Source organism: Telmatospirillum siberiense, from assembly GCF_002845745.1.
GTDB lineage: Bacteria > Pseudomonadota > Alphaproteobacteria > Rhodospirillales > Magnetospirillaceae > Telmatospirillum > Telmatospirillum siberiense.
Genome location: NZ_PIUM01000004.1, coordinates 81,038 through 101,755, shown reverse-complemented (window position 1 = coordinate 101,755; position 20,718 = coordinate 81,038). Strand labels below are relative to the sequence as shown.

Below are 20,718 nucleotides of genomic sequence, written 5' to 3'. Positions count from 1 at the left end.
TAAAAGAAGAAAAGACATTCATATTCAAGGCACTCATATGTTTAAATATTGATCAACTCACCGTTGATATAAGTTAAGCGAAAAAAATCTCGTAAAAATAGAAATTGAAAAATACGTCATTCTGATTATCCATCCCATTAGAAAGCCGAGGATTCGTCTTTTCTGGAAATTTCCCCCACTTTGCTGAGAAAGCCCTGCACTCCGTCCTGCAATGAGCGGGCGCGCGTGAGCAAGATGCCAGCCGCTTCCGAGACGACCGTCGACGCCTCGTCCGCCGCGCTGGCGGCGTCGAGAACCTCGCCGGCATTGGCCGCGACGTCACCGGTACATTCCGACACGCCTTGCACGCTTCGCCCGATGTCCTGGGTTGCCGCCGTCTGCTGCTGAACGGCCGAGGCTATGGAGCCGGAAAATTCCTTGACCTTGGCGATGATGGAGGAGATCTCCCCCAAAGCCGCCACCGCCTCGACGGTCTGCGTTTGCACTTCGGCGATCTGCGAGGCGATGTTGCCGGTTGCCTGCGCGGTCTGCGTCGCCAAATGCTTTACCTCGTTGGCGACGACGGCAAACCCCTTGCCGGCGGCCCCCGCCCGCGCCGCTTCGATGGTGGCGTTCAGGGCCAGGAGATTGGTCTGCCCGGCAATATCCTCGATCAATTTTATGACATCGCCGATTTTCTGCGCCGAACCGGCCAGATTTTGCACCAGGGCGTCGGTCTTCGAGGCTTCGGCCGTCGCCGCCTCGGCGACGTCCTGCGAGGCCTCGACCAGGGCGGCGATTTCACGAATCGACGAATTCAACTGCCCGGCCGCAACACTCACCGCCTGCACATTGTCGGACGCTAGATTGGATGCCTGGGTTACGGCGTTGGCCCGCGCAGCCGTCCGCTCGGCGACATTGCCCATGGATTCGGCGCTCTTCTCCAAGGCGCTCGCCGATGCGACCAGTTCCTTGATGGTCGCCCCCGCCATACCGTCGAATTCCCGCGTCAAAGTCCGAACCTGCACGGCCCGCTCGGCCCGTGCGCGCCGATCCGTCTCGATCTCCGCCACCTGTTCCCTGCGGGTCAGGGCGTTACGCCGCCACACGTCGACCGCCGCGGCCATTTCGCCAATCTCGTCACGCCGCCCAAGATCGAGCGTCACGCCGTCCAGCGCTCCCCCGGCCAGGGTGATCGTCGCCTCCTTCAGACGATGAAACGGCGCCACGATCGAGCGCCTGACCGTCAGCACCGACAAGACCACCCCGGTGATGATGCCCGCGATGGTCGCGCCCATAATAAGCATCTCCAGCCACCGGCCAAACTTCGTCAAATCATCGCGCAGGAAGGTAATCTCACGATTGTGCGCTTCGGCGAACTCCGCCACCTGCTTTCCCAGCTTCTGGCGATTGACCCTGTTCTGATCGTTGTCGCCATACTCCCTGGCCGCCGGATTGCCCTGCTGACGACCGATCTGGACCAGTTCCTTGCGGAAGGCGACAAACCTGCGAAGTTCGGTATCCAATTCCGCCATCCGGGATTTTTGCGACTCAGGGGTGAGCGCTTTCCAGGCATCAGCCTGTTTTTCCAGATCATCGAGGGTCTTCAGCAAGGGCACGGCGAACTTTTCGACCTCGGCAGCGGAGCGCGCCATGTAGACGCCGCGGGAATCCATCACCACCGCATAGATATCGCCGTTGATACGCTCGCCGATAAAGGCGCGATCCGATGCGATCACGATATCCCGAACGTGGCGTTCGTAAGATTGCATGGCCCACTGCCCAATCACCGCCAGGACGATGGAAACCAGGGACAACATGGCAACCACGGCATAAATCCGCGTACCGATCCGCCAATTCATCATATCGCTCTCCTCGCCCCCGACGCCGTCGACCGTCTTTTTTTAAACCCTGCGCTCCCGCCCACTTTTCTTCTTTTCCCAAGCTCGGGCTATCCCCGTTTGAGGAGGGTATCAATGACTGGCAATAATTTATGATAGAAAAATATAAAAATTTAACACCTACGAATACCGGGAGACCTCAGCCCGGGACGTGTATACGGCAAGATCCTTGAAAAAATCGACTGCGGAGGAAGTCCTTGAGTTTCAATACTCTTGCCAAAAGAGATATCGCTCAAGACATAGGCATATATCAATATCTGCCTAATTTTTGAGCTTTTTTCCATCACCTCCCACCGGCGCTGCGCTCCACTCGTCAGAAAGAGTGCGCATCACGCACAGTCCCGTTCCCTGGCATCGCTTTTGCACTCAATCGCCTGCCGGCAGCGATCCTGCCCGGTTTGATACGCCGCCGAGACTTCGCCCCAGGAGAATGTTTGATGCCCCCGCACCCCTCACGAATGCTCCGTCGCCTCGGCGGGATCGGCCTCCTCATTCTGGCGAGTTTGCCGGCGAATGCGGAAACCGTCGCGCGATACGGTATTTCGATGGCCGACATCCCGCTGACCACCGGCCAGCCGGACCGTGGGGCGGGCGCCTATCAATTCACCGGCCACACCCTTTACGACCCGCTGGTCGCCTGGGAAGCCAATGTCGCCGACCGCCCCGGCAAGCTGGTGCCGGGCCTGGCAACCGAGTGGAAACCCGATGCCAAGGACGCCACGAAATGGCTGTTCACCTTGCGTCACGGCGTAAAATTCCATGACGGCTCGGCCTTCAACGCCGATGCGGTGATTTGGAATCTCGACAAGGTCCTGAACGACAAATCCCCGCAATTCGACGCCAAGCAGAGCGCGCAGGTCCGCCCGCGCATCCCGTCGATCGCCAGCTACCGCAAGATCAGCGACGACACCGTCGAAATCACCGTCAAGGAAGTCGACACCCTCTTTCCCTATCAGCTCCCCTGGTTTCTCATCTCGAGCCCGGCGCAGTTCGAGGCTCTGGGCCGGGATTGGAACAAATTCGCCAATCAGCCGTCCGGCACCGGCCCCTTCAAGCTGGACAAGCTGGTGCCGCGCGAGCGGGCCGACCTGGTCCGCAATCCGGATTATTGGGATAAGACCCGCCTGGCCAAGACCGACCGCATCGTCCTGATTCCCATTCCCGATGCCGTCACCCGGACCAACGCCTTGCTGAACGGACAAGTGGACCTGATCGAATCACCGGCTCCCGACACCTTGCCGCAGCTCAAAAGCGCAGGATTCTTGGTGGTCAGCAATGTCACGCCGCATGTCTGGCCCTATCATTTCAGCCTGCTGCCGGGCTCGCCCTGGACGGACATCCGCGTGCGCAAGGCGGCCAATCTCGCCATCGACCGCGACGCCGTCGTCGCCCTGATGAACGGCCTCGCCAAGCCGGCCAAGGGCCAGCTCGATCCGACCTCGCCCTGGTTCGGAAAGCCCACCTTCGACATCAAATACGACCTGGAGACGGCGAAAAAATTGATGAAGGAGGCCGGCTATTCGAAGGAGAAACCCCTCAAGACCAGGGTCATCATCGCCCAGGGCGGCACCGGCCAGATGCTTTCCCTGCCGATGAATGAATTCGTTCAGCAAAGCCTGGCGGAAATCGGCATTCAGGTCGACTTCGAGGTGGTCGAACTGGAGACGCTCTATCTGCATTGGCGCAACGGCGCCAAGGCCGACATGAATCTGGGCAAGGGCATCACCGCCATCAACCTGGGCTATGTGACGTCGGACCCCTTCTATGCCCTGACCCGCTTCGTCGACAGCCGTTACGTCGCGCCCAACGGCGTCAACTGGGGCAACTACGCCGACGCCGAGGTCGACGATCTGCTGGCCAAGACGCGGGTCACCTTCGACACCAGGCTGCAGGACCAATATCTCGCCAAGGTGCATCAGAAGATGGTCGACGAGGCCCTGATGCTCTGGGTGGTCCATGACGTCAATCCGCACGGCCTGTCGCCCAAGGTCAAAGACTTCATTCAGGCCCAATCCTGGTTCCAGGATCTGACCACCATCGGAATGCGATAAGCATGCTTGTCTATCTCCTCAAAAGACTCCTTTACGCGCTTCCCATCGCGCTCAGCGTCACCCTGGTCTGTTTTCTGCTGGTCCACATCGCTCCGGGCGATCCGCTGAACGCGGTCGTCCCGGCCGATGCCCCGGCCGAAGTGGTCAATGCGCTGAAAGCGGCCTATGGCTTCGACAAACCGCTGCCGGTGCAATATGTCCGCTGGCTGGGCCGCGCCCTGACCGGCGATCTCGGCACCTCGGTCGCCACCGGCCGTCCGGTGGCCGACGAAGTGCTCTCGGCGGTCCGCAACACCATCCTGCTGGCGGTGATCGCCGCCATCATCGGCTTCGCCCTGGGCGCGCTCCTGGGGGGTGTCGCCGGTTACCGTCATCGCGGCATCGTCGACCGTCTGGCCACCGCGCTTTCGGTGGTCGGCGTCAGCGTGCCGCATTATTGGCTGGGCATGGTGCTCACCATCATCTTCTCGACGCGCCTCAACTGGCTTCCGGCCATGGGCGCGGGTCCCGGCGGCTCGAAGGAATGGTTGTGGGACGGCGAACACATCCGCTATCTCGTTCTGCCGGTGGCGACCTTGATGGTGATCCCCTTGGGTATCGTCACCCGGACCATTCGCGCCCTGGTCGCCGACACCCTGTCGAAGGATTTCGTCCAGGCCCTCAGGGCCAAGGGATTGAGCGACCGCGCCGTATTCCTGCACGTCGTCAAGAATGTGGCGCCGACGGCGCTGGCCGTCATGGGCCTCCAGCTCGGTTATCTGATGGGTGGTTCGATCCTGGTCGAAACCGTCTTCGCCTGGCCCGGCAGCGGATTCCTGCTCAACACGGCCATCTTCCAGCGCGACCTGCCGCTGTTGCAGGGCACCATCCTCATCCTTTGCCTGATTTTCGTTTTGCTCAATCTGATGGTCGATGTGCTGCAACCGCTCATCGATCCCAGAATGCGGCGCAGTTGAGAACCGCCATGTCGAATGCCCTCACCCAACCCACCGTCCCCGCTTCGATCAAGCAGGCCTCACGCAACTATTGGGTCGGCGTCCTGCGCCGCATCGGTCGGGAAAAGCTGACCGTGGTCTGCGCCGCCATCCTGCTGCTGATCGTCCTCCTCGCTCTTCTCGCCCCATGGCTGATCGGGGCCGACCCCTATAAGACCAGCATGATCCGCCGCCTGTTGCCGATCGGCTCGCCGGGGTATCTGCTGGGAACCGACGAACTGGGCCGGGACATGATCGCCCGCCTGGCCTACGGCGGCCGCATGTCCCTCCTGATCGGCGTCATGCCGGTGTTCATCGCCTTCGTCATCGGCAGCGTGGTCGGCATCTTCGCCGGATACGCCGGCGGACGGATCAATATGGCGATCATGCGCCTGCTCGACGTCTTCTACGCCTTCCCCTCGGTGCTTCTGGCCGTCGCCATCGCCGGTGCCCTGGGACAGGGCATTTCCAACAGCATCCTGGCCCTGACGCTCATCTTCATCCCGCAACTCACCCGCATCGCCGAGAGCGTCACCACCCAGGTCAGAACGCTTGACTATGTCGAGGCGGCGCGCATGAGCGGCGCCTCCAGCCTGACGATCATCCGGGTCCATATCCTGGGCAACGTCCTGGGACCGATCTTCGTCTACGCCACCGGCCTGGTCAGCGTCAGCATGATCCTGGCCTCGGGCCTGTCCTTCCTCGGTCTCGGCGTCAAGCCGCCCGAGCCGGAATGGGGCCTGATGCTGAATACGCTGCGCAGCGCCATCTACGTCAATCCATGGGTCGCCGCCCTGCCGGGAGCCATGATTTTCATAACCTCCATGTGTTTCAATCTGATGGCCGACGGAATTCGCTCGGCGATGGAGGTTACCGAATGAGCAACGACCTGCCCCTTCCCTCCGCTGAGGACCGTGGCGGTCCGGCCCAGCCGATCCTCATCGTCAACGGCTTGCGCAAGCATTTCCCCTTGGGCGGCGGTCTTTTCGGCGGCAACAAGGGCGCCGTCCACGCAGTCGACGGCGTCAATATCACCGTGCCCAAACGGACGACCCTGGGGATCGTCGGCGAATCCGGCTGCGGCAAATCGACGACGGCCCGTTTGCTGACCCGCCTGATCGAACCGGACGAAGGCGAGGTGATCTTCGACGGCGAGGCGGTCGGTGTGCCGGGAGGCATGCCCCTCAAGGAGTTACGGCGCAATCTTCAGCTTGTGTTTCAGGATTCCTTCGCCTCTCTCAATCCCCGCATGACCATCGAACGGGCCATCGCCTTCGGCCCGCAAGTCCATGGCCTGCCGGCCAGTGAGGCCATCGAACGCTCCCGCCATCTTCTCGACCGCGTCGGCCTCGAACCCGGGCGCTTCGGCGGACGCTACCCGCATGAGCTGTCCGGAGGTCAGCGCCAGCGGGTGAATATCGCCCGGGCCCTGGCGTTCAATCCCCGTCTGATCATCCTGGACGAATCGGTCTCGGCTCTCGACAAATCGGTGCAGGCGCAGGTGCTCAATCTGCTGATGGATCTGAAGGACGAGTTGAAGCTCACCTACATGTTCATCTCGCACGACCTCAACGTGGTGCAATATATCAGCGACCATGTGATGGTGATGTATCTGGGTCAGGTGGTGGAAGTCGGCCCCGTCGAGGAGGTTTACGCACACCCCCGGCATCCTTACACCAAGGCCCTGCTGTCCGCGGTCCCCTCCCTCGATCCCGCGCGGCGGACCGAACGCACGCCGCTCACCGGCGATCCGCCCAACCCGATCAATCCGCCGCCCGGTTGCCGTTTCCGCGACCGCTGTCCCAAGGCCCATGCCGTCTGCGCCGAAATCGCCCCGCCCAGCGTGGCCGTCGGCGCGGATCATCGGGTCGCCTGCCTGATGGCCGATCCGGCCTCGGGCCATCCAGACGCATCTTAAAAGGAACGGCTCATGAGCAATCCTCTCATCTCCGTTTCCGATCTCACCGTGACTTTCGGCGGCAGCCGTCCCGTGCATGCCGTCAATGGGGTCAGCTTCACCGTCGGCACCGGCGAAGTGCTGGGCCTGCTGGGTGAATCGGGATGCGGAAAAAGCGTCACTCTGCGCTCGCTGCTCCGCCTGCATCCGCCTCGGCGGACGACCTATGGCGGCCGTATCGAGGTCGACGGGCATGATATCCTCTCCATGAGCGAGGAACAGCTCCGCCGATACCGGGGTTCCGTCACCTCGATGATCTTCCAGGAACCCCTGCTGGCCTTCGATCCGGTCTATTCCATCGGCCGGCAGATCTCCGAAGCCATCCGACGGCATAGGGCGATGGACGGCACGGCCGCCGAGGCGGAAGCGATCCGTCTTCTCGACCGCGTGCAGATTCCCCAAGCCGCCAGGCGCTACCATGCCTATCCCCATGAAATGTCGGGCGGCATGCGCCAGCGCGCGATGATCGCGCTGGCCCTGTCCTGCCGGCCCAAATTACTGCTGGCCGACGAACCGACCACCGCGCTCGACGCCACGGTGCAGATCCAGATCCTGCTTCTGCTTCGCGAATTGCAGCGCGAAATGGGCCTGTCGATCATCTTCGTCACCCACGACATCGGCGTCGCCGTCGAGATTTCCGACCGGGTCGCCGTCATGTATGCCGGGCGCATCATCGAGGAAGGTCCCATCGCCGGAATCATCGGTGGACCGGCGCATCCCTATACCCGGGGACTGCTCGCCTCGACGGTCACACAGAACATGCGGGGAACACGTCTGGAGGCCATTCCCGGGGCGCCCCCCGATCTCGCCGACCTTCCCCCCGGATGCGCCTTCGCGCCGCGCTGCAGCCATGCCTCGGCGACCTGCCTGGCCTCCATTCCGGCTTACGAAACACACGCCGGCCGTGGCGTGGCCTGTTTCCACTCCCTGAACGACGAGGGGGTTCCCCCTTCCGTCACCGCCAAGGTCTCTTAACGCCGAAATTCCTTTTGATGCTTTCATAGACGAGGAGAACCACCATGCGTCGACTGGCACCGGCCCTCGCCGGTCTGTTTCTAGCTTTGGGCATCGTGGCCCAGCCCGCCTGGGCTGGCGGCACTCTGCGCATCGCGATGACGGCAAGCGACATCCCCTTGACCACCGGTCAGCCCGACAACGGCGCCGAGGGCTACCGCTTCACCGGCTATACGATCTACGACGCCCTGGTGAACTGGGATCTGTCGAAGGCCGACCAGCCGGCCAGCCTGACGCCCGGCCTCGCCACCTCCTGGTCGATCGACCCCAAGGACAACACGCGCTGGATCTTCAACCTGCGCAAGGGCGTCACCTTCCACGACGGCTCGGCCTTCAATGCCGATGCGGTTGTGTGGAACTTCGAAAAAGTGCTGAACGACCAGTCTCCGCAATTCGACGCCAAGCAGTCGGGCAACGTCCGCGGTCGCTTCCCCGGCATCAAGGAAGTGAAAAAGATCGACGAGAACACCGTTTCCATCAGCACCAAGGCGCCCGACGCCTGGATGCCCTACGAACTGGCCTGGATGTTCTTCTCAAGCCCGACGCAATGGGAAAAGCTCGGCAAAAGCTGGGACAAATTCGCCATGCAGCCTTCGGGCACCGGGCCCTTCAAGCTGACCAAGCTGGTCCCCCGCGAACTGGCGCAATTGGAACCCAACACGGCTTATTGGGACAAAAACCGCATTCCCAAGACCGACAAGGTGATTCTGATGCCGATCCCCGATCCCAACACCCGCACGGCGGCCCTGTTGTCCGGACAGGTGGATTGGATCGAGGCGCCCGCGCCGGACATGATCCCCAATCTCAAGGCCCAGGGCATGCAGATCACCTCGAATGTCTACCCGCATACCTGGCCCTATCAGTTCAGCTTTCTGGAAGGCAGTCCTTGGAATGACATCCGTATCCGCAAGGCGGCCAATCTGGCGGTCGACCGCGAAGGCCTGAAGCAGCTTCTGGGCGGCATGATGGTTGGCGCGGAAGGCATGGTCACGGCAGATCATCCCTGGTTCGGCCATCCGACCTTCAAGGTCAAATACGATCCGGCCGAGGCCAAGCGCCTTCTGAAGGAAGCCGGCTATTCCAAGGACCATCCCATCAAGGCCAAGATCCTCATCTCGGCGTCCGGTTCCGGTCAGATGCTGCCGCTGGCGATGAACGAATTCATCCAGCAGAACCTTGCCGAAGTGGGTATCGCCCTCGAATTCGAGGTTCTGGAATGGCAGACGCTTTACGCCAATTGGCGCCAGGGCGCCAAGGATCCGGCCAGCCGTGGCGGCACGGCCACCAACGTCTCCTTCGCCTGGCAGGATCCCATGGTCGCCTTCTATCGCTTCATCCACACCTCGATGATCCCGCCCAACGGGTTCAACTGGGGTTGGTATAAGGACCCCGAAAGCGATGCCCTGCTTGACCAGGCGCGCGCAACCTTCGATCCTGCCAAACAGGATGCCCTCCTGGCCAAGCTGCACGAACGGCAGGTGGACAATGCGACATGGCTGTTCATCGCCCATGACGTCGGTCCGCGGGCCCTGTCGCCCAAGGTCAAGGGCTTCGTGCAGGCCCGCAGCTGGTTCCAGGACCTGACCCCGGTCAGCCTGGATAAATGAGGAACAGATGAGCGCTTCTTCTTCCGAAGGTTTGCAGTTCGTCATCGAAGCGCTCCGGCGGCAGGGGGTTTCCCTGCCGCCGGAGCGCCGGGCCGACGTTGCGCAGACCGCATCGAAACTGACCGCGACCAGCCGCCTGCTGGAAGAGCGGCTTACCCTCGCCAACGACGTTCACGGATTCCTGACGGCGTTGCGGCAACGGGCGACATCCTGATGACAGAAACCGATCTGGGAATGTTGCCGGCATATGCGCTGGCAGCCCTTTTGCGAAAAGGCGACATTACCGCGCTGGAGGCGACCAAAGCCGCCATCGCCCGCGCCGAGGCCGCCAATCCCACCCTCAACGCCGTCGTTTCCCTTGAGACTGACGAGGCCCTGGCCGCGGCCGAGAAGGCCGACCAGGCGCGCCGTTCCCCCCATTTCCAGGGCGGACCGCTGTTCGGCGTGCCGCTCGCCCACAAGGACATGTTCAACCGGACAGGCCGGATCGCAAGCTGGGGGGCTAAGATCCGTGCCACGGCCCCGGCATCTCAAGACGCGACGGTCATCGCGCGCCTGAGGGACGCCGGGGCCGTTCAATTCGCCAGCCTCAACATGGCGGAGTTCGCCTTCGGCATCACCGGCCATAACTATCACATCGGACATTGCCGCAATCCGCACGATCCGGCCCGCATCACCGGAGGTTCGTCGAGCGGTTCCGCCGCGGCGGTGGCCGCCGGAATCGTTCCCTTCGCCCTGGGATCGGACACCGGGGGCTCGATCCGAGTACCCGCCTCCTGCTGCGGCATCGCCGGCATCAGGCCGACCTGGGGATTGATCAGTCGTTCCGGCGCCATGCCCCTGGCGCCCTCGCTCGACACCATCGGCCCGCTCGCCCGCGACGTCGCCGATCTGGCGCTGGTTCTGTCGGTGCTGGCGGGAGCCGATCCCGCCGACGCCACGGCCCATGCTCCGGCCGCCGACTATCGGGCGGCGGTTGCCGAGACGCCGGAAGGCTTGCGAATCGGTGTCGACCGCACGCTGTGGGAAAGCATAGATCCAGAGATCGCCCGACTGCTGGACCAGGCCCTTTCCGTGCTGCTCGACGCCGGTGCCGTAGAAGTATCGGTGACCATCCCCGATCTTCTCGAACTCGACCGCTATGCCCAGTTGCTGCAATTCGGCGAAGCCTCGGCCTTCCATGCCAAATGGATGCGGGACCGTCCGGAAGACTATTCCGATCAGGTGCGGGCCCGGTTGCAGGACGGCTACGCCGTTTCCGCCGTCGATTACATCCAGGGGCTGCGCGCCCGGCCGTTGATTCTCAACGACTGGCTGACCGGCCCCTTCGACCGGGCCGACGTCCTGTTCCTGCCCTCCCTCGGTCGCGGCATTCCGACCCTGGCGGAAACCGACGTGGGCGGCGGCGAGGCCATGACCAAGACCATCGCCAGCCTTTTGCGATTCACCCGTCCATTGAGCTATCTGGGCCTGCCCTGCATGGCCTTGCCGACGGGAAAGGACGCCAACGGCATGCCCAACGGTTTCCAACTGCTGGGAAAACCCTATGCCGAAACCACCCTGCTCCGCCTGGGCGGCGCCTATCAGGCGCGCGTCGGCGTCCCCGCCCCTCGTTTGACAGGCCCCCTCAAATGACAAGCTCCACTGGTTTCGCTTCCGGAACGGTCTGATGCCGCAGACGCCGCGCAGCCGCCGGGGCATGGTCACGGCCCCGCATCATCTGGCCAGCGAGGCGGGACTGCGCGTCCTGCGTGATGGCGGCAACGCGGTGGAAGCCGCCGTCGCCGCCGCAGCCACCCTCGCCGTGGTCTATCCCCATATGACGGGAATTGGGGGAGACGGCTTTTGGCTGATCGCCGAGCCGGACTGCGACCCGGTGGCCATCGACGCTTCCGGCGCCGCCGGACTCGGCGTGTCGCGGGAAATCTATGGAGAGCGGACCGCCATGCCCTGGCGGGGGCCGCTGGCGGCCAACACCGTCGCCGGAACCGTGTCCGGTTGGGACATGGCCCTCGGCCTCGCCGCCCATTGGGGTCCCCCCCTACCTTTGTCCCGGCTCTTCGAAGACGCCATTCACTACGCCGAACGCGGCTTCGCCGTTTCGGCCAGCCAAGCGGAACTGACCGCCGCAAAATTCGCCGAATTGAGTCCGGTCTCGGGTTTCGCCGAACAGTTTCTCGACGACGGCCGTCCCCCGGCGGAAGGAGGCGTCATGCGTCTGGCGACCTTGGGTGGCACCTTGCGCCGCCTGGGCAAGCGGGGCCTGGAAGATTTCTATCACGGCGAGACCGCACGCATGATCGCCGAGGATCTGATGGCCGCCGGCTCACCGCTGACGGCGGAAGACCTGACCCGCCACGCCGCGAAAATACGCCTGCCTCTCCAGGTCCCCCTGCGTGAGGCCCGGCTGTTCAATACACCGGCGCCGACACAAGGCTTGGCCTCCCTGGCCATCCTCGCCCTCTTCGAGCGGCTGCATGTGGAGGAGGCGGAAGGCTTCGCTCATCTGCATGGCCTCGTCGAAGCCACAAAACAGGCGTTCCTGCTGCGCGACCGCGTGGTCACCGACCCCGCCTTCGCCGTCGAGAATCCCCAATCCTGCCTGGCCCCGGATGCGCTCGACCGCCTGGCCGACGCCATCGATCCGCGCCGCGCCCTGCCCTGGCCGGCGCCGCCCGCCGGCGGAGATACCGTCTGGTTGGGCGTGATCGACGCCGCCGGACGGGCAGTCAGCATGATCCAAAGCGTCTATTTCGAATTCGGGTCCGGCCTCGTCCTGCCGCAGACCGGCATCACCTGGCAGAATCGCGGCACCAGCTTCTCCCTGGCCCCCGAGGCGCTCAATGCCCTCACACCGGGACGCAAGCCCTTTCATACCCTCAATCCGGCCATGGCGCGCTTCACCGACGGACGCACCCTGGTCTACGGCACCATGGGCGGCGAGGGGCAGCCGCAAACCCAGGCGGCGATCTTCTCGCGTTACGCCTTCTTCCGACAGACGCCGCAGCAGGCGGTCACCGCCCCGCGCTGGCTGCTGGGCCGCACCTGGGGCGAGGACAGCGTCAGCCTGAAGCTGGAATCACGCTTCGATCCCGGGCTCGTCGACGCCTTGCGCATGGCCGGCCACGCGATCGAGATGGTTCCCGCCTTCACCAGCCAGATGGGCCATGCCGGCATGATCGTCCGTCGCCCGGACGGCATGCTGGAAGGCGCCACCGATCCGCGCAGCGACGGCGCCGTGGCGGCCTACTGACCTAGAGGTGAAAATCTGACGGATCAAACCAGCCGATTGACCGCCGGCCTCCCCGCCCAGAAATCCCGCAAGCCATCGAGAAGGATCTGCCCCATGGCCTCGCGCGTCTCGATGGTGGCGCTGCCGACGTGGGGCAGCATGAAGACGTTGGGCAAGCGGAAATAACCCGGATGCACCGACGGTTCGCCATCGAAAACATCGAGACCGGCGCCAGCCACCCGGCCGTCGCCCAGCGCGGCGATCAGGTCGTCGTCGACCACCACGCTGCCGCGTCCGATATTGACCACGATGGCGCCCGGCGGCAGCAACCCGATGCGCCGGGCGTTCAGAAGCCCGCGCGTCTGCTCGGTCGCCGGGCAGGCGAGCACGAGAAATTGCGACACCCGCAGCAAATCCTCAAGGGAGGCATGATAGCCGGCCCCGGCCTCCAGTCCGGGTTCAAGACGACTGCGATTGTGATAATCCACAGCCATGCCGAAAGCCCGGGCACGGTCGGCGATCGCCCGGCCGAGACGCCCCATGCCGACGATACCGAGCCGTTTCCCCGTCAATCCGACGCCATTCAACTGGACCGGAGTCCAGCCCTGCCATCGCCCTTCCCGCAAAAGCGCGATCGCCTCGGTAGCGCGCCGGGCTGCCCCCAGCATCAGAAGCATCGTCGCCTCGGCGCAGGCGTCGGTCAGCACGTCGGGCGTGGAAAACACCGCCAGACCGTGCTCGGCGGCGGCGTCGACGTCGATATGGTCGTTGCCCACCGAATAGGTGGCGATGGCCTTGACGCTGGGCGGCAACCGCTCGATCAGCGGACGATCGACGCGGGTTGGCGTCGTCACCAGCAAAGCGTCGTGGCCTAATGTTCCGGACACGATCTCCTCGGCCGTCGGGACCCGTTCCTCTCCGGCGAAAGTGACGTCGCAACCGTCACTCAGCAAAACCTTGACGCTGGGGGGAAGCGGACAGGTGACGTAAATACGGCGGCGCAAGATGAACTCCTTCCGGATCTTGATGGACCGCCTATTACAACCCCTTGACCCTTTCCTCGTCAAACAGCCTGCTGCAATAGCTCTTGGCGGTATAAAGCGCCACCGCCGGATTGTGGCCGAGCACCCTGTCCTTGACGATCAAGGTGGTCACCGGCGCCTCGGAATGGCGGATGAACAAGGAATCATGGCCGACGCACAGGCCGACGATGACGTTCAGGCCGGTATGCAGGGCGTTTAGCATGCGCGCCTGCAGCACCGGATTGCAGCAAGCCTCCATGTTGCCGGGCTTTACCTTCAATTCCTCGGCGATGCCGGCTTCGCTTTTATCGACCGAGCCGACCTTGCAAAGCACCGTATGGGCCTCGATATCGGCCTGACGCAGGAAACGGGCGAAAATTCTGGTTTCCTCGATCAAACCGACGCAGGTGGCGATGCCCACCCGCTTGGCGCCGATCCGCTTGGCGAAGGCCAGGGTTTCCTCGACGCGGGTGAGCTTTCCATAATAAAGCCCCTCCACCTCGGCCGCCGCATGGAACAGTTTCGCATCCAGCCCGTCGCCACGGTAGTTCTCGACCGTTTCCGCGATCTCAGCCGGATCGAGCGCCTCGGTCAGGCAAAAGTCGGGAAATTTCTTGTCCTGCCGATAGCAATTGAGCAATCCGCACTCGGAACAACTGGGGTCTTTGGTCGTCGACATGCTTTTCCTTGATCCTCGTCCAGGTGGCGCCGTCCCATTTGACCGGCTGGCTTCCATAGAACATCAATACACTGTTGTTTTATCAAAAGTACATCAGTTTAACATAATGCAAGCTGCCGCACCGTCATTGCTGAAACAGAAGCGCGGAAAAATCGCAGCATATTTCGGTCATCTGCGAAATCTCCCGGTTGATTCCCCTTACGCGATCTGAGCGATAAAGGCTGACATAAGCAACAGGGGGAAGGCTGGGGACGGTCTTGACGACCTGAAGAACACCTCGTTCGACAAGATGCCCCAGGCATCCTCTGGGCAGATAGCTGATGCCCAATCCCGATACCGTGAGACCAATCTGTGCGATCAGATTGTCGCTGGAGATGACGTGTTCCGGACCAAGGCCATTGGCCCTGAGCCATCCCATGTAGAACTTTCCCGTTCCCGAAGCCTCGCCCTGCGTCAACAACGGATAACGGCTAAGGTCGGCCAGCGACATTTCGCGCCGGCCGTCGATCAACCCCGGAGTACACATCCAATCGTTGGTGACGGCTCCCAGGGGACGGATGATGAAGCGGGGATCGTCATGCTCCTCGGGCACGATCACCAGATCGATGGTGTCCTCGGCCAAACGCTTGCGGAGCGTGGCGCTCAACTCCACCTCGACATCCAGGGTGACCCGCGGGTAGCTCCGACGGATCTCGTCGACCAGACGCGGCAACCACGTCAAGGCGGTCAACTCGGTCACTCCCAGCCGGAACCTGCGGACGACGGCCGTCCTGGCGCTCATCTGTTCGACGACCAGATCGCGGCGGTCCAGCAACTCGCCGGCGAAGGCCTGCAATTCGACGCCTTTCTCGGTCAGGCGCGAAACCCTGCCGGAACGCTCGAACAAGGCGACCTGCAACGCCGTCTCCAACTCCTGCACCCTTTTTGAAACAGCCGACTGGGTCGTGTTCAGTTGGCGTGCGGCGGCGTCGAAACCACCAAGCCGTCCTATCCAATAAATAGCCTCCAACTGTTTGAACGTGATCATTCGCCACACCTAACGAAATATGAAAAAATACGATCAATTACCATAATTTTATATCGCTATTCCGCCTAGATGAGCAGCGCTAACGTCTTCCCAACGCTATGACGCAAGTCATGGCTCCCAAGGTCCGATGCCGGATCTCGGAGATGTAAAAAAGGGAAGAAACCATGCAATTCATCGGACAAAGGATCTTTCCGGCGGCCACTCCGGTCGACAGGGAGATCATCGAGGCGCTCCGCCCCATCGCCACGCCCCATCTCAGTGACAATCTCAGCCGTAGCGTCGGAATCGTCGGGCTGACCCGCTATAGCCGCCGGGGAAAGCTGCTCGGCACCGCCTTCACGGTCAAAACCCGGCCGGGCGACAATGTCTATATCTACAAAGCCCTGACCATGCTGCAACCGGGCCATGTGCTGGTCGTAGATCTGGGAGGTGACACCAACAACGCCGTCATCGGCGAGTTGATGAAGCTCTACGCCGAACAGCGCGGTTGTGCCGGTTTCGTGGTGAACGGCGCCATCCGGGATGTCGCCACCTTCGAAAAAGGCGAGTTTCCCTGTTATGCGCGCGGGAATACCCATCGCGGCCCCTACAAATCCGGACCAGGTGAAATCAACGTACCTGTCGCCGTCGGGGGACAAGTCATCGAACCGGGCGACGTTCTCGTCGGGGACGAGGACGGCATCGTCAGTTTTCCGCGGGACATCGCCGGGGAGCTGATTGCAAAAGCCAGGGAAACCGCCGCCTGCGAAGATGCCATCAAAGCGGAAATCGCCACGGGGAATCCCGAACAATCCTGGATAGCCAAAGCTTTGGCCCACAGCTGCATCGATTCTTAAAAAGGGAATCGATATCGCCGACCCGTGGAGTGTCCGTTTTTAAAATAGAATGGATAAGATAATGTTTCACCATTGCTTATACGCCATTCTCATTAACGGAACTTCACGTCAAAAATAAAAACAATAAGTAAATCAACAATAAACGGTTGATTTACGATACGTGAAGAGGAAACCAAATGTCCATCATAACAAATGACGCCATTATTGCGTCTTCTTCCAAAAAGACGAGCAGATATCGTTGGTTTATCGGCGGACTTATCTTCGTCATTTACACTGTCGCGGCGGCCGATCGCGCTAATCTCGGAGTCGCCCTGCCCTTCATCAGGCAGGAATTTCATATGACGAACACGGAGGCGGGCGCGCTGTCCAGCCTGTTCCTCTTCGCCTATGCGATCGCGCAAATTCCCTCCGGTTTCGCCTATAGCAAATTCCGCGTCCGCAAGATCTTTTCCTTCTCGATGATCATGACGTCCCTTTTCACAGGCATGATCGGAACCGTCGGATCAGCCTTGATGTTGAAGATCTGCCGGTTCGGCCTCGGACTGGCCGAGGGCCCCTTGCCGGTGGGCATCACCTCGACCATCAACAATTGGTTTCCCCCTCAGGAAAAGGGAACGGCCACCGGACTGTTCCTGGCCGCGGTGAAATTCGGCCCGGTCATCGTCCCGCCGGTCTGCTCCGTCGTCATCATGATGTTCGGCTGGCGAGAGATTTTTTTCGTCTTTTCCTTACCCGGCCTTCTTCTTTCGGTCGCCTGGTATTTCCTCGTCACCAACCACCCTTCGGAAAGCCCTCATTGCTCGGCCTCCGAATTAGCCTTCATCACCGAGACGGCTCGAAAGGAAACGACGCAGGACGTCCGGCATTCCTCGCCGACCAGGTCATTGGCATGGCTGGACAAACTTATCCGCAGCCGGCCCGTCACGCTTTTGGACGACACCAACGAAGTCTTCGCCTCCTGGGACATTTGGGGCAGTACGCTGGGCTATTTCTTCATGATCGGCATCGTCAACGTTCTTCTGGCATGGATACCGACCTATCTGATGACGGTTAAGCATTTCTCGGTCATGAACATGGGACTTGTCGCCGCAGCTCCCTGGATCGGCGCGGTGATCGGCAACATCGTCGGTGGTTTCATTTCGGATAAGGTCATCGACAAGCGCCGTAAACCCAACATGATGATCACCGCGCTCAGCACCACGATCATGATGTACGGTCTCGTCCATGCGCCAAACGACCCTTATCTTCTGGGAGGACTGCTGTTCGTCACGGGCATCCTGCTCAATCTGGGCTTTTCCGCCTACATGGTCTATCCAATGGGACTGACGACGAAGAAAGCCTACCCCATTGCCTGCTCCATCGTGAATACCGGCGGGCAACTGGGCGGCGCCTGCATGGCTCTCCTCACCGGAATCATTCTCGACCGATACGGTTGGGATGAGGTCTGGTTGTTCCTCTCCGCCTGTTCCTTCACCACCTTCCTGCTGCTTCTCACCATCAGCGAACCCAGACCTCACATCAACACCGGCTCCTGAACTTTTCCCGCACCGGCAAGCCATCCCCAGGAAACGCGTCACCCGGGGATGGCTTTATCCCACCCATATTTAACAAATATAATTTGTTATTATGTAAAAATGTATATTGGTGTTGTGTTTTAATTTCCGGATTAATATCATTTGAAATGTAGATATATGGAGCTGTCATGAGCACCGGGACACTGACGTCGCCTCTTCCGGCGGCTACGGCTGGAGCCGCGCATCTCCTCGATCTCATCGGCAATACGCCGCTGGTCGAGTTGACAAGGCTCGACACCGGCAATAGCCGTCTGTTCGTCAAACTGGAAAACCAAAATCCCGGCGGTTCGATCAAGGACCGACCGGCGCTGTCGATGATCACCGCCTTTGAAAAGGAAGGACGCCTGAAGCCGGGCGGCACCCTGGTGGAAGCCACCGCCGGCAACACCGGCCTGGGGCTGGCGTTGGTCGCCGCGATCAAGGGATATCGCCTGATCCTCGTCATTCCGGACAAGATGAGCCGGGAAAAAGTCTTTCATTTAAAGGCGATGGGGGCTGACATCGTGATGACGCGTTCGGATGTCGGCAAAGGCCATCCGGACTATTATCAGGATCTGGCCGAACGGATCGCCCGGCAGACTCCCGGGGCCGTCTTCGTCAACCAATTCGCCAACCCGGCCAACCCGCTGGCCCATGAAACCTCCACCGCGCCGGAAATCTGGCGGCAGATGAACCATGACATCGACGCCGTCGTTTGCGGCGTCGGCTCGTCGGGCACCCTGACCGGTATCAACCGGTTCTTCCGCAAAGTCTCGCCAAAGACCGAAATCGTCCTGGCCGATCCGGCCGGCTCGGTTCTTCTCGACGTGATCGAAGGGCGCCACCCCGGTGAGGCGGGAAGCTGGCTGGTCGAGGGAATCGGCGAGGATTTCGTCCCGCCGATCGCCGATTTCGCCGGTGTCCGGAAAGGCTATGCCATTTCCGACCGGGAAAGCTTCGAAACCGCCCGGGATCTTTTGCGCAAGGAAGGTATCCTGGCCGGGTCCTCCTCCGGCACGCTGGTCGCCGCCGCGCTGCGCTATTGCCGCGAACAAAGCAGTCCCAAGCGGGTTGTCACGCTGATCTGCGACAGCGGCAACAAATACCTTTCCAAGATGTTCAATGACTTCTGGATGACCGATCAGGGATTCATCGAGCGTCCGCGTCACGGCGATCTGCGCGATCTCGTCACGCGTCGTCATGACGAGGGCGCGGCGATCACCGTCGGCTCCGAAGACACTCTGAACGTCGCCTACGCCAGGATGAAACTCTACGACGTTTCCCAATTGCCCGTGCTGGACGACGGGAAGGTCGTCGGGATCCTGGACGAATCGGATGTTCTGCTGGCCGTATTCAACGACCACGGCCATTTTTCCGAACCGGTGAAAAGCGCGATGACGCCTCGCATCGAAACCATCGACGTCCGGGCGCCGCTCACCGAACTGATCGCCGTCTTCGATAAAGGGCATGTCGCCATCGTGTTGGAATCGGGCCAGTTCCTGGGTCTGATCACCCGTATCGACCTCATCAACCACTTGCGCCGCAAGGTCGACTGATATGAATAAAATCGCAAAAAAAACCACGTCCCATCCGCAAGGTCTGTCCACGCGGGCCATCCATGGCCGCCAAAAGCCCGAGCCGTCGACCGGCGCAGTCATTCCGCCGATCTTCGCCACCTCGACCTTCGTGCAAAGTTCGCCCGGCGTGACCACGGGATGGGAATATGCCCGCTCGCAAAACCCCACCCGCGCGGCTTTCGAGGCATCCCTGGCGGAATTGGAAGGCGGCTCCGCCGGCTTCGCCTTCGCTTCGGGTCTGGCGGCCGAAGCCGCCATCCTCGACCTGTTGGAACACGGCAGCCATATCGTCGCCTCGGACGACCTCTACGGCGGCACATGGCGCCTGTTTCACCGCATCCGGGCCCATTCGGCCAATCTGGCCCTCACCCACGTCGATTTCTCCGATCCCGACGCCATCGAAGCGGCGATTACTCCCCGGACCGCCCTTCTCTGGGTCGAAACCCCCAGCAACCCCTTGCTGAAGCTGGCCGATCTTTCGGCCCTCGCCGCCTTGGGCAGGAAGCACGGCATCCTCACCGTGGCCGACAACACCTTCGCCTCGCCGGCCGTTCAGCGCCCTCTCCAGCATGGTTTCGATCTGGTGGTGCATTCGGTGACCAAGTACATCGGCGGTCATTCCGATATCATCGGCGGCGCCGTGGTGGTCGGCGGGGATGCCGACTTGCAGAATCGAGTCAGCTTCATCCAGAACGCCACCGGCGGCATCCTCGATCCCTTCTCCAGCTTCCTGGGCTTGCGCGGCATCAAGACGCTGCCCTTGCGCGTCGAACGACATTCCGCGAATGCCCTGGCCGTCGCCGGCTGGCTGGAAAATCATCCGGCCGTCGAACGCGTACTCTATCCGGGACTGCCCAGCCACCCTCAACACGAACTGGCCCTCCGCCAGATGCAAGGCGGCGGTGGAATGGTCTCGGTCTTCTTGAAGGCAACCGCCAAACAAACTGTTAAAGTTCTTGAATCCTTTAAGATTTTTGCTTTGGCTGAAAGTTTGGGGGGCGTCGAGAGCCTGGTCGGGCATCCGGTCAGTATGAGTCACGGCTCCCTGCCCGCCGAGCGCCGGGCCGAACTTGGCATCACCCCCAATCTGATCAGACTTTCCATCGGTATCGAGGACGCCGCCGATCTCATCTCCGATCTGGATCAGGCATTGGCTCGTCTTTGACGAGCGATGTCCCCGAACAGATCACATCTCCGCAATGCGTTTCATTTCGTTGACACATTCATGGTCGGTAAAATACGGTTCCGATCGCAGAACGAATGGGGTTTCCCTGACGGATCATCCCGGCGGGGTGTGGCCGCGTGACCG

Annotated in this window: 18 protein-coding genes; 13 read left to right on the top strand and 5 right to left on the bottom strand. The window is 61.6% G+C overall.

Annotated features, from left to right (window positions below):
* Positions 1–137: 137 nt before the first annotated feature.
* On the bottom strand, positions 138–1,844 hold the full coding sequence (locus CWS72_RS05480; protein WP_101249573.1) for a methyl-accepting chemotaxis protein: 1,707 nt from the start codon (positions 1,842–1,844) through the stop codon (positions 138–140).
* Between the two features lie 473 nt (positions 1,845–2,317).
* Between CWS72_RS05480 and CWS72_RS05475 the strand changes: the two genes are divergently transcribed.
* The 9 genes from CWS72_RS05475 to CWS72_RS05435 are packed head-to-tail and all read left to right on the top strand — an operon-like array spanning position 2,318 to position 12,736.
* Complete coding sequence (locus CWS72_RS05475) at positions 2,318–3,931, top strand: ABC transporter substrate-binding protein (RefSeq protein ID WP_199175551.1); 1,614 nt, start codon at positions 2,318–2,320, stop codon at positions 3,929–3,931.
* Between the two features lie 2 nt (positions 3,932–3,933).
* Positions 3,934–4,887, top strand: coding sequence for an ABC transporter permease (locus tag CWS72_RS05470; RefSeq protein ID WP_101249571.1), 954 nt, complete (start codon positions 3,934–3,936; stop codon positions 4,885–4,887).
* Positions 4,888–4,895: 8 nt separating this feature from the next.
* Positions 4,896–5,786, top strand: a complete 891-nt coding sequence (locus CWS72_RS05465) for an ABC transporter permease (RefSeq protein ID WP_101249570.1) — start codon at positions 4,896–4,898, stop codon at positions 5,784–5,786.
* A complete protein-coding gene (locus tag CWS72_RS05460; protein ID WP_101249569.1) occupies positions 5,783–6,823 on the top strand; it encodes an ABC transporter ATP-binding protein in 1,041 nt (346 codons plus the stop codon). Before CWS72_RS05465 ends, CWS72_RS05460 begins: the two co-directional genes overlap by 4 nt.
* A gap of 12 nt (positions 6,824–6,835) precedes the next feature.
* Positions 6,836–7,837 carry an ABC transporter ATP-binding protein gene (locus CWS72_RS05455; protein ID WP_101249568.1) on the top strand — a complete coding sequence of 334 codons (1,002 nt, stop codon included), beginning with the start codon at positions 6,836–6,838 and terminating at the stop codon, positions 7,835–7,837.
* Positions 7,838–7,881: 44 nt separating this feature from the next.
* Positions 7,882–9,483: an ABC transporter substrate-binding protein gene (locus CWS72_RS05450; RefSeq protein WP_101249567.1), complete on the top strand. Its 1,602-nt coding sequence runs from the start codon at positions 7,882–7,884 to the stop codon at positions 9,481–9,483.
* Positions 9,484–9,490: 7 nt separating this feature from the next.
* Complete coding sequence (locus CWS72_RS05445) at positions 9,491–9,697, top strand: hypothetical protein (RefSeq protein ID WP_146002631.1); 207 nt, start codon at positions 9,491–9,493, stop codon at positions 9,695–9,697.
* Positions 9,697–11,118 (top strand): amidase, encoded by a 1,422-nt coding sequence (locus tag CWS72_RS05440; RefSeq protein WP_101249565.1) that lies wholly within the window; start codon positions 9,697–9,699, stop codon positions 11,116–11,118. The genes CWS72_RS05445 and CWS72_RS05440 overlap by 1 nt, the downstream gene beginning before the upstream one ends.
* 34 nt (positions 11,119–11,152) lie before the next feature.
* Complete coding sequence (locus CWS72_RS05435) at positions 11,153–12,736, top strand: gamma-glutamyltransferase family protein (RefSeq protein WP_101249564.1); 1,584 nt, start codon at positions 11,153–11,155, stop codon at positions 12,734–12,736.
* A 23-nt stretch (positions 12,737–12,759) separates the two neighbouring features.
* Here the strand turns inward: CWS72_RS05435 and CWS72_RS05430 are convergent, their stop codons facing one another.
* The 3 genes from CWS72_RS05430 to CWS72_RS05420 all read right to left on the bottom strand — a co-directional run bounded on the left by CWS72_RS05430 (position 12,760) and on the right by CWS72_RS05420 (position 15,443).
* Positions 12,760–13,719, bottom strand: coding sequence for a 2-hydroxyacid dehydrogenase (locus tag CWS72_RS05430; RefSeq protein ID WP_241911596.1), 960 nt, complete (start codon positions 13,717–13,719; stop codon positions 12,760–12,762).
* A gap of 34 nt (positions 13,720–13,753) precedes the next feature.
* Positions 13,754–14,416 carry a DUF1847 domain-containing protein gene (locus CWS72_RS05425; protein WP_101249563.1) on the bottom strand — a complete coding sequence of 221 codons (663 nt, stop codon included), beginning with the start codon at positions 14,414–14,416 and terminating at the stop codon, positions 13,754–13,756.
* A gap of 124 nt (positions 14,417–14,540) precedes the next feature.
* Complete coding sequence (locus tag CWS72_RS05420; protein ID WP_101249562.1) at positions 14,541–15,443, bottom strand: LysR family transcriptional regulator; 903 nt, start codon at positions 15,441–15,443, stop codon at positions 14,541–14,543.
* Between the two features lie 164 nt (positions 15,444–15,607).
* Here CWS72_RS05420 and CWS72_RS05415 point away from each other — a divergent pair, with 164 nt between their 5' ends.
* Positions 15,608–16,279: an RraA family protein gene (locus CWS72_RS05415; RefSeq protein WP_101249561.1), complete on the top strand. Its 672-nt coding sequence runs from the start codon at positions 15,608–15,610 to the stop codon at positions 16,277–16,279.
* A 92-nt stretch (positions 16,280–16,371) separates the two neighbouring features.
* Here the strand turns inward: CWS72_RS05415 and CWS72_RS28305 are convergent, their stop codons facing one another.
* Positions 16,372–16,617, bottom strand: coding sequence for a hypothetical protein (locus tag CWS72_RS28305; protein WP_241911609.1), 246 nt, complete (start codon positions 16,615–16,617; stop codon positions 16,372–16,374).
* Here CWS72_RS28305 and CWS72_RS05410 point away from each other — a divergent pair.
* The 3 genes from CWS72_RS05410 to CWS72_RS05400 all read left to right on the top strand — a co-directional run bounded on the left by CWS72_RS05410 (position 16,525) and on the right by CWS72_RS05400 (position 20,574).
* Positions 16,525–17,814 (top strand): MFS transporter, encoded by a 1,290-nt coding sequence (locus tag CWS72_RS05410; RefSeq protein ID WP_241911605.1) that lies wholly within the window; start codon positions 16,525–16,527, stop codon positions 17,812–17,814. The genes CWS72_RS28305 and CWS72_RS05410 overlap by 93 nt on opposite strands.
* 167 nt (positions 17,815–17,981) lie before the next feature.
* Positions 17,982–19,388, top strand: a complete 1,407-nt coding sequence (locus CWS72_RS05405) for a pyridoxal-phosphate dependent enzyme (RefSeq protein ID WP_101249559.1) — start codon at positions 17,982–17,984, stop codon at positions 19,386–19,388.
* A 1-nt stretch (position 19,389) separates the two neighbouring features.
* A complete protein-coding gene (locus CWS72_RS05400; protein ID WP_101249558.1) occupies positions 19,390–20,574 on the top strand; it encodes a trans-sulfuration enzyme family protein in 1,185 nt (394 codons plus the stop codon).
* The last annotated feature ends 144 nt before the right edge of the window (positions 20,575–20,718 follow it).

Coding starts and splice junctions, on each gene's coding strand:
- CWS72_RS05440 (WP_101249565.1), top strand. CDS start 9,697: ATGACAGAAACCGATCTGGGAATGTTGCCGGCATATGCGCTGGCAGCC.
- CWS72_RS05445 (WP_146002631.1), top strand. CDS start 9,491: ATGAGCGCTTCTTCTTCCGAAGGTTTGCAGTTCGTCATCGAAGCGCTC.
- CWS72_RS05425 (WP_101249563.1), bottom strand. CDS start 14,416: ATGTCGACGACCAAAGACCCCAGTTGTTCCGAGTGCGGATTGCTCAAT.
- CWS72_RS05420 (WP_101249562.1), bottom strand. CDS start 15,443: ATGATCACGTTCAAACAGTTGGAGGCTATTTATTGGATAGGACGGCTT.
- CWS72_RS05435 (WP_101249564.1), top strand. CDS start 11,153: ATGCCGCAGACGCCGCGCAGCCGCCGGGGCATGGTCACGGCCCCGCAT.
- CWS72_RS05480 (WP_101249573.1), bottom strand. CDS start 1,844: ATGATGAATTGGCGGATCGGTACGCGGATTTATGCCGTGGTTGCCATG.
- CWS72_RS05475 (WP_199175551.1), top strand. CDS start 2,318: ATGCCCCCGCACCCCTCACGAATGCTCCGTCGCCTCGGCGGGATCGGC.
- CWS72_RS05460 (WP_101249569.1), top strand. CDS start 5,783: ATGAGCAACGACCTGCCCCTTCCCTCCGCTGAGGACCGTGGCGGTCCG.
- CWS72_RS28305 (WP_241911609.1), bottom strand. CDS start 16,617: ATGAAATTCCTGCCTGATGAAGGGCAGGGCGACTCCGAGATTAGCGCG.
- CWS72_RS05450 (WP_101249567.1), top strand. CDS start 7,882: ATGCGTCGACTGGCACCGGCCCTCGCCGGTCTGTTTCTAGCTTTGGGC.
- CWS72_RS05415 (WP_101249561.1), top strand. CDS start 15,608: ATGCAATTCATCGGACAAAGGATCTTTCCGGCGGCCACTCCGGTCGAC.
- CWS72_RS05465 (WP_101249570.1), top strand. CDS start 4,896: ATGTCGAATGCCCTCACCCAACCCACCGTCCCCGCTTCGATCAAGCAG.
- CWS72_RS05405 (WP_101249559.1), top strand. CDS start 17,982: ATGAGCACCGGGACACTGACGTCGCCTCTTCCGGCGGCTACGGCTGGA.
- CWS72_RS05455 (WP_101249568.1), top strand. CDS start 6,836: ATGAGCAATCCTCTCATCTCCGTTTCCGATCTCACCGTGACTTTCGGC.
- CWS72_RS05470 (WP_101249571.1), top strand. CDS start 3,934: ATGCTTGTCTATCTCCTCAAAAGACTCCTTTACGCGCTTCCCATCGCG.
- CWS72_RS05400 (WP_101249558.1), top strand. CDS start 19,390: ATGAATAAAATCGCAAAAAAAACCACGTCCCATCCGCAAGGTCTGTCC.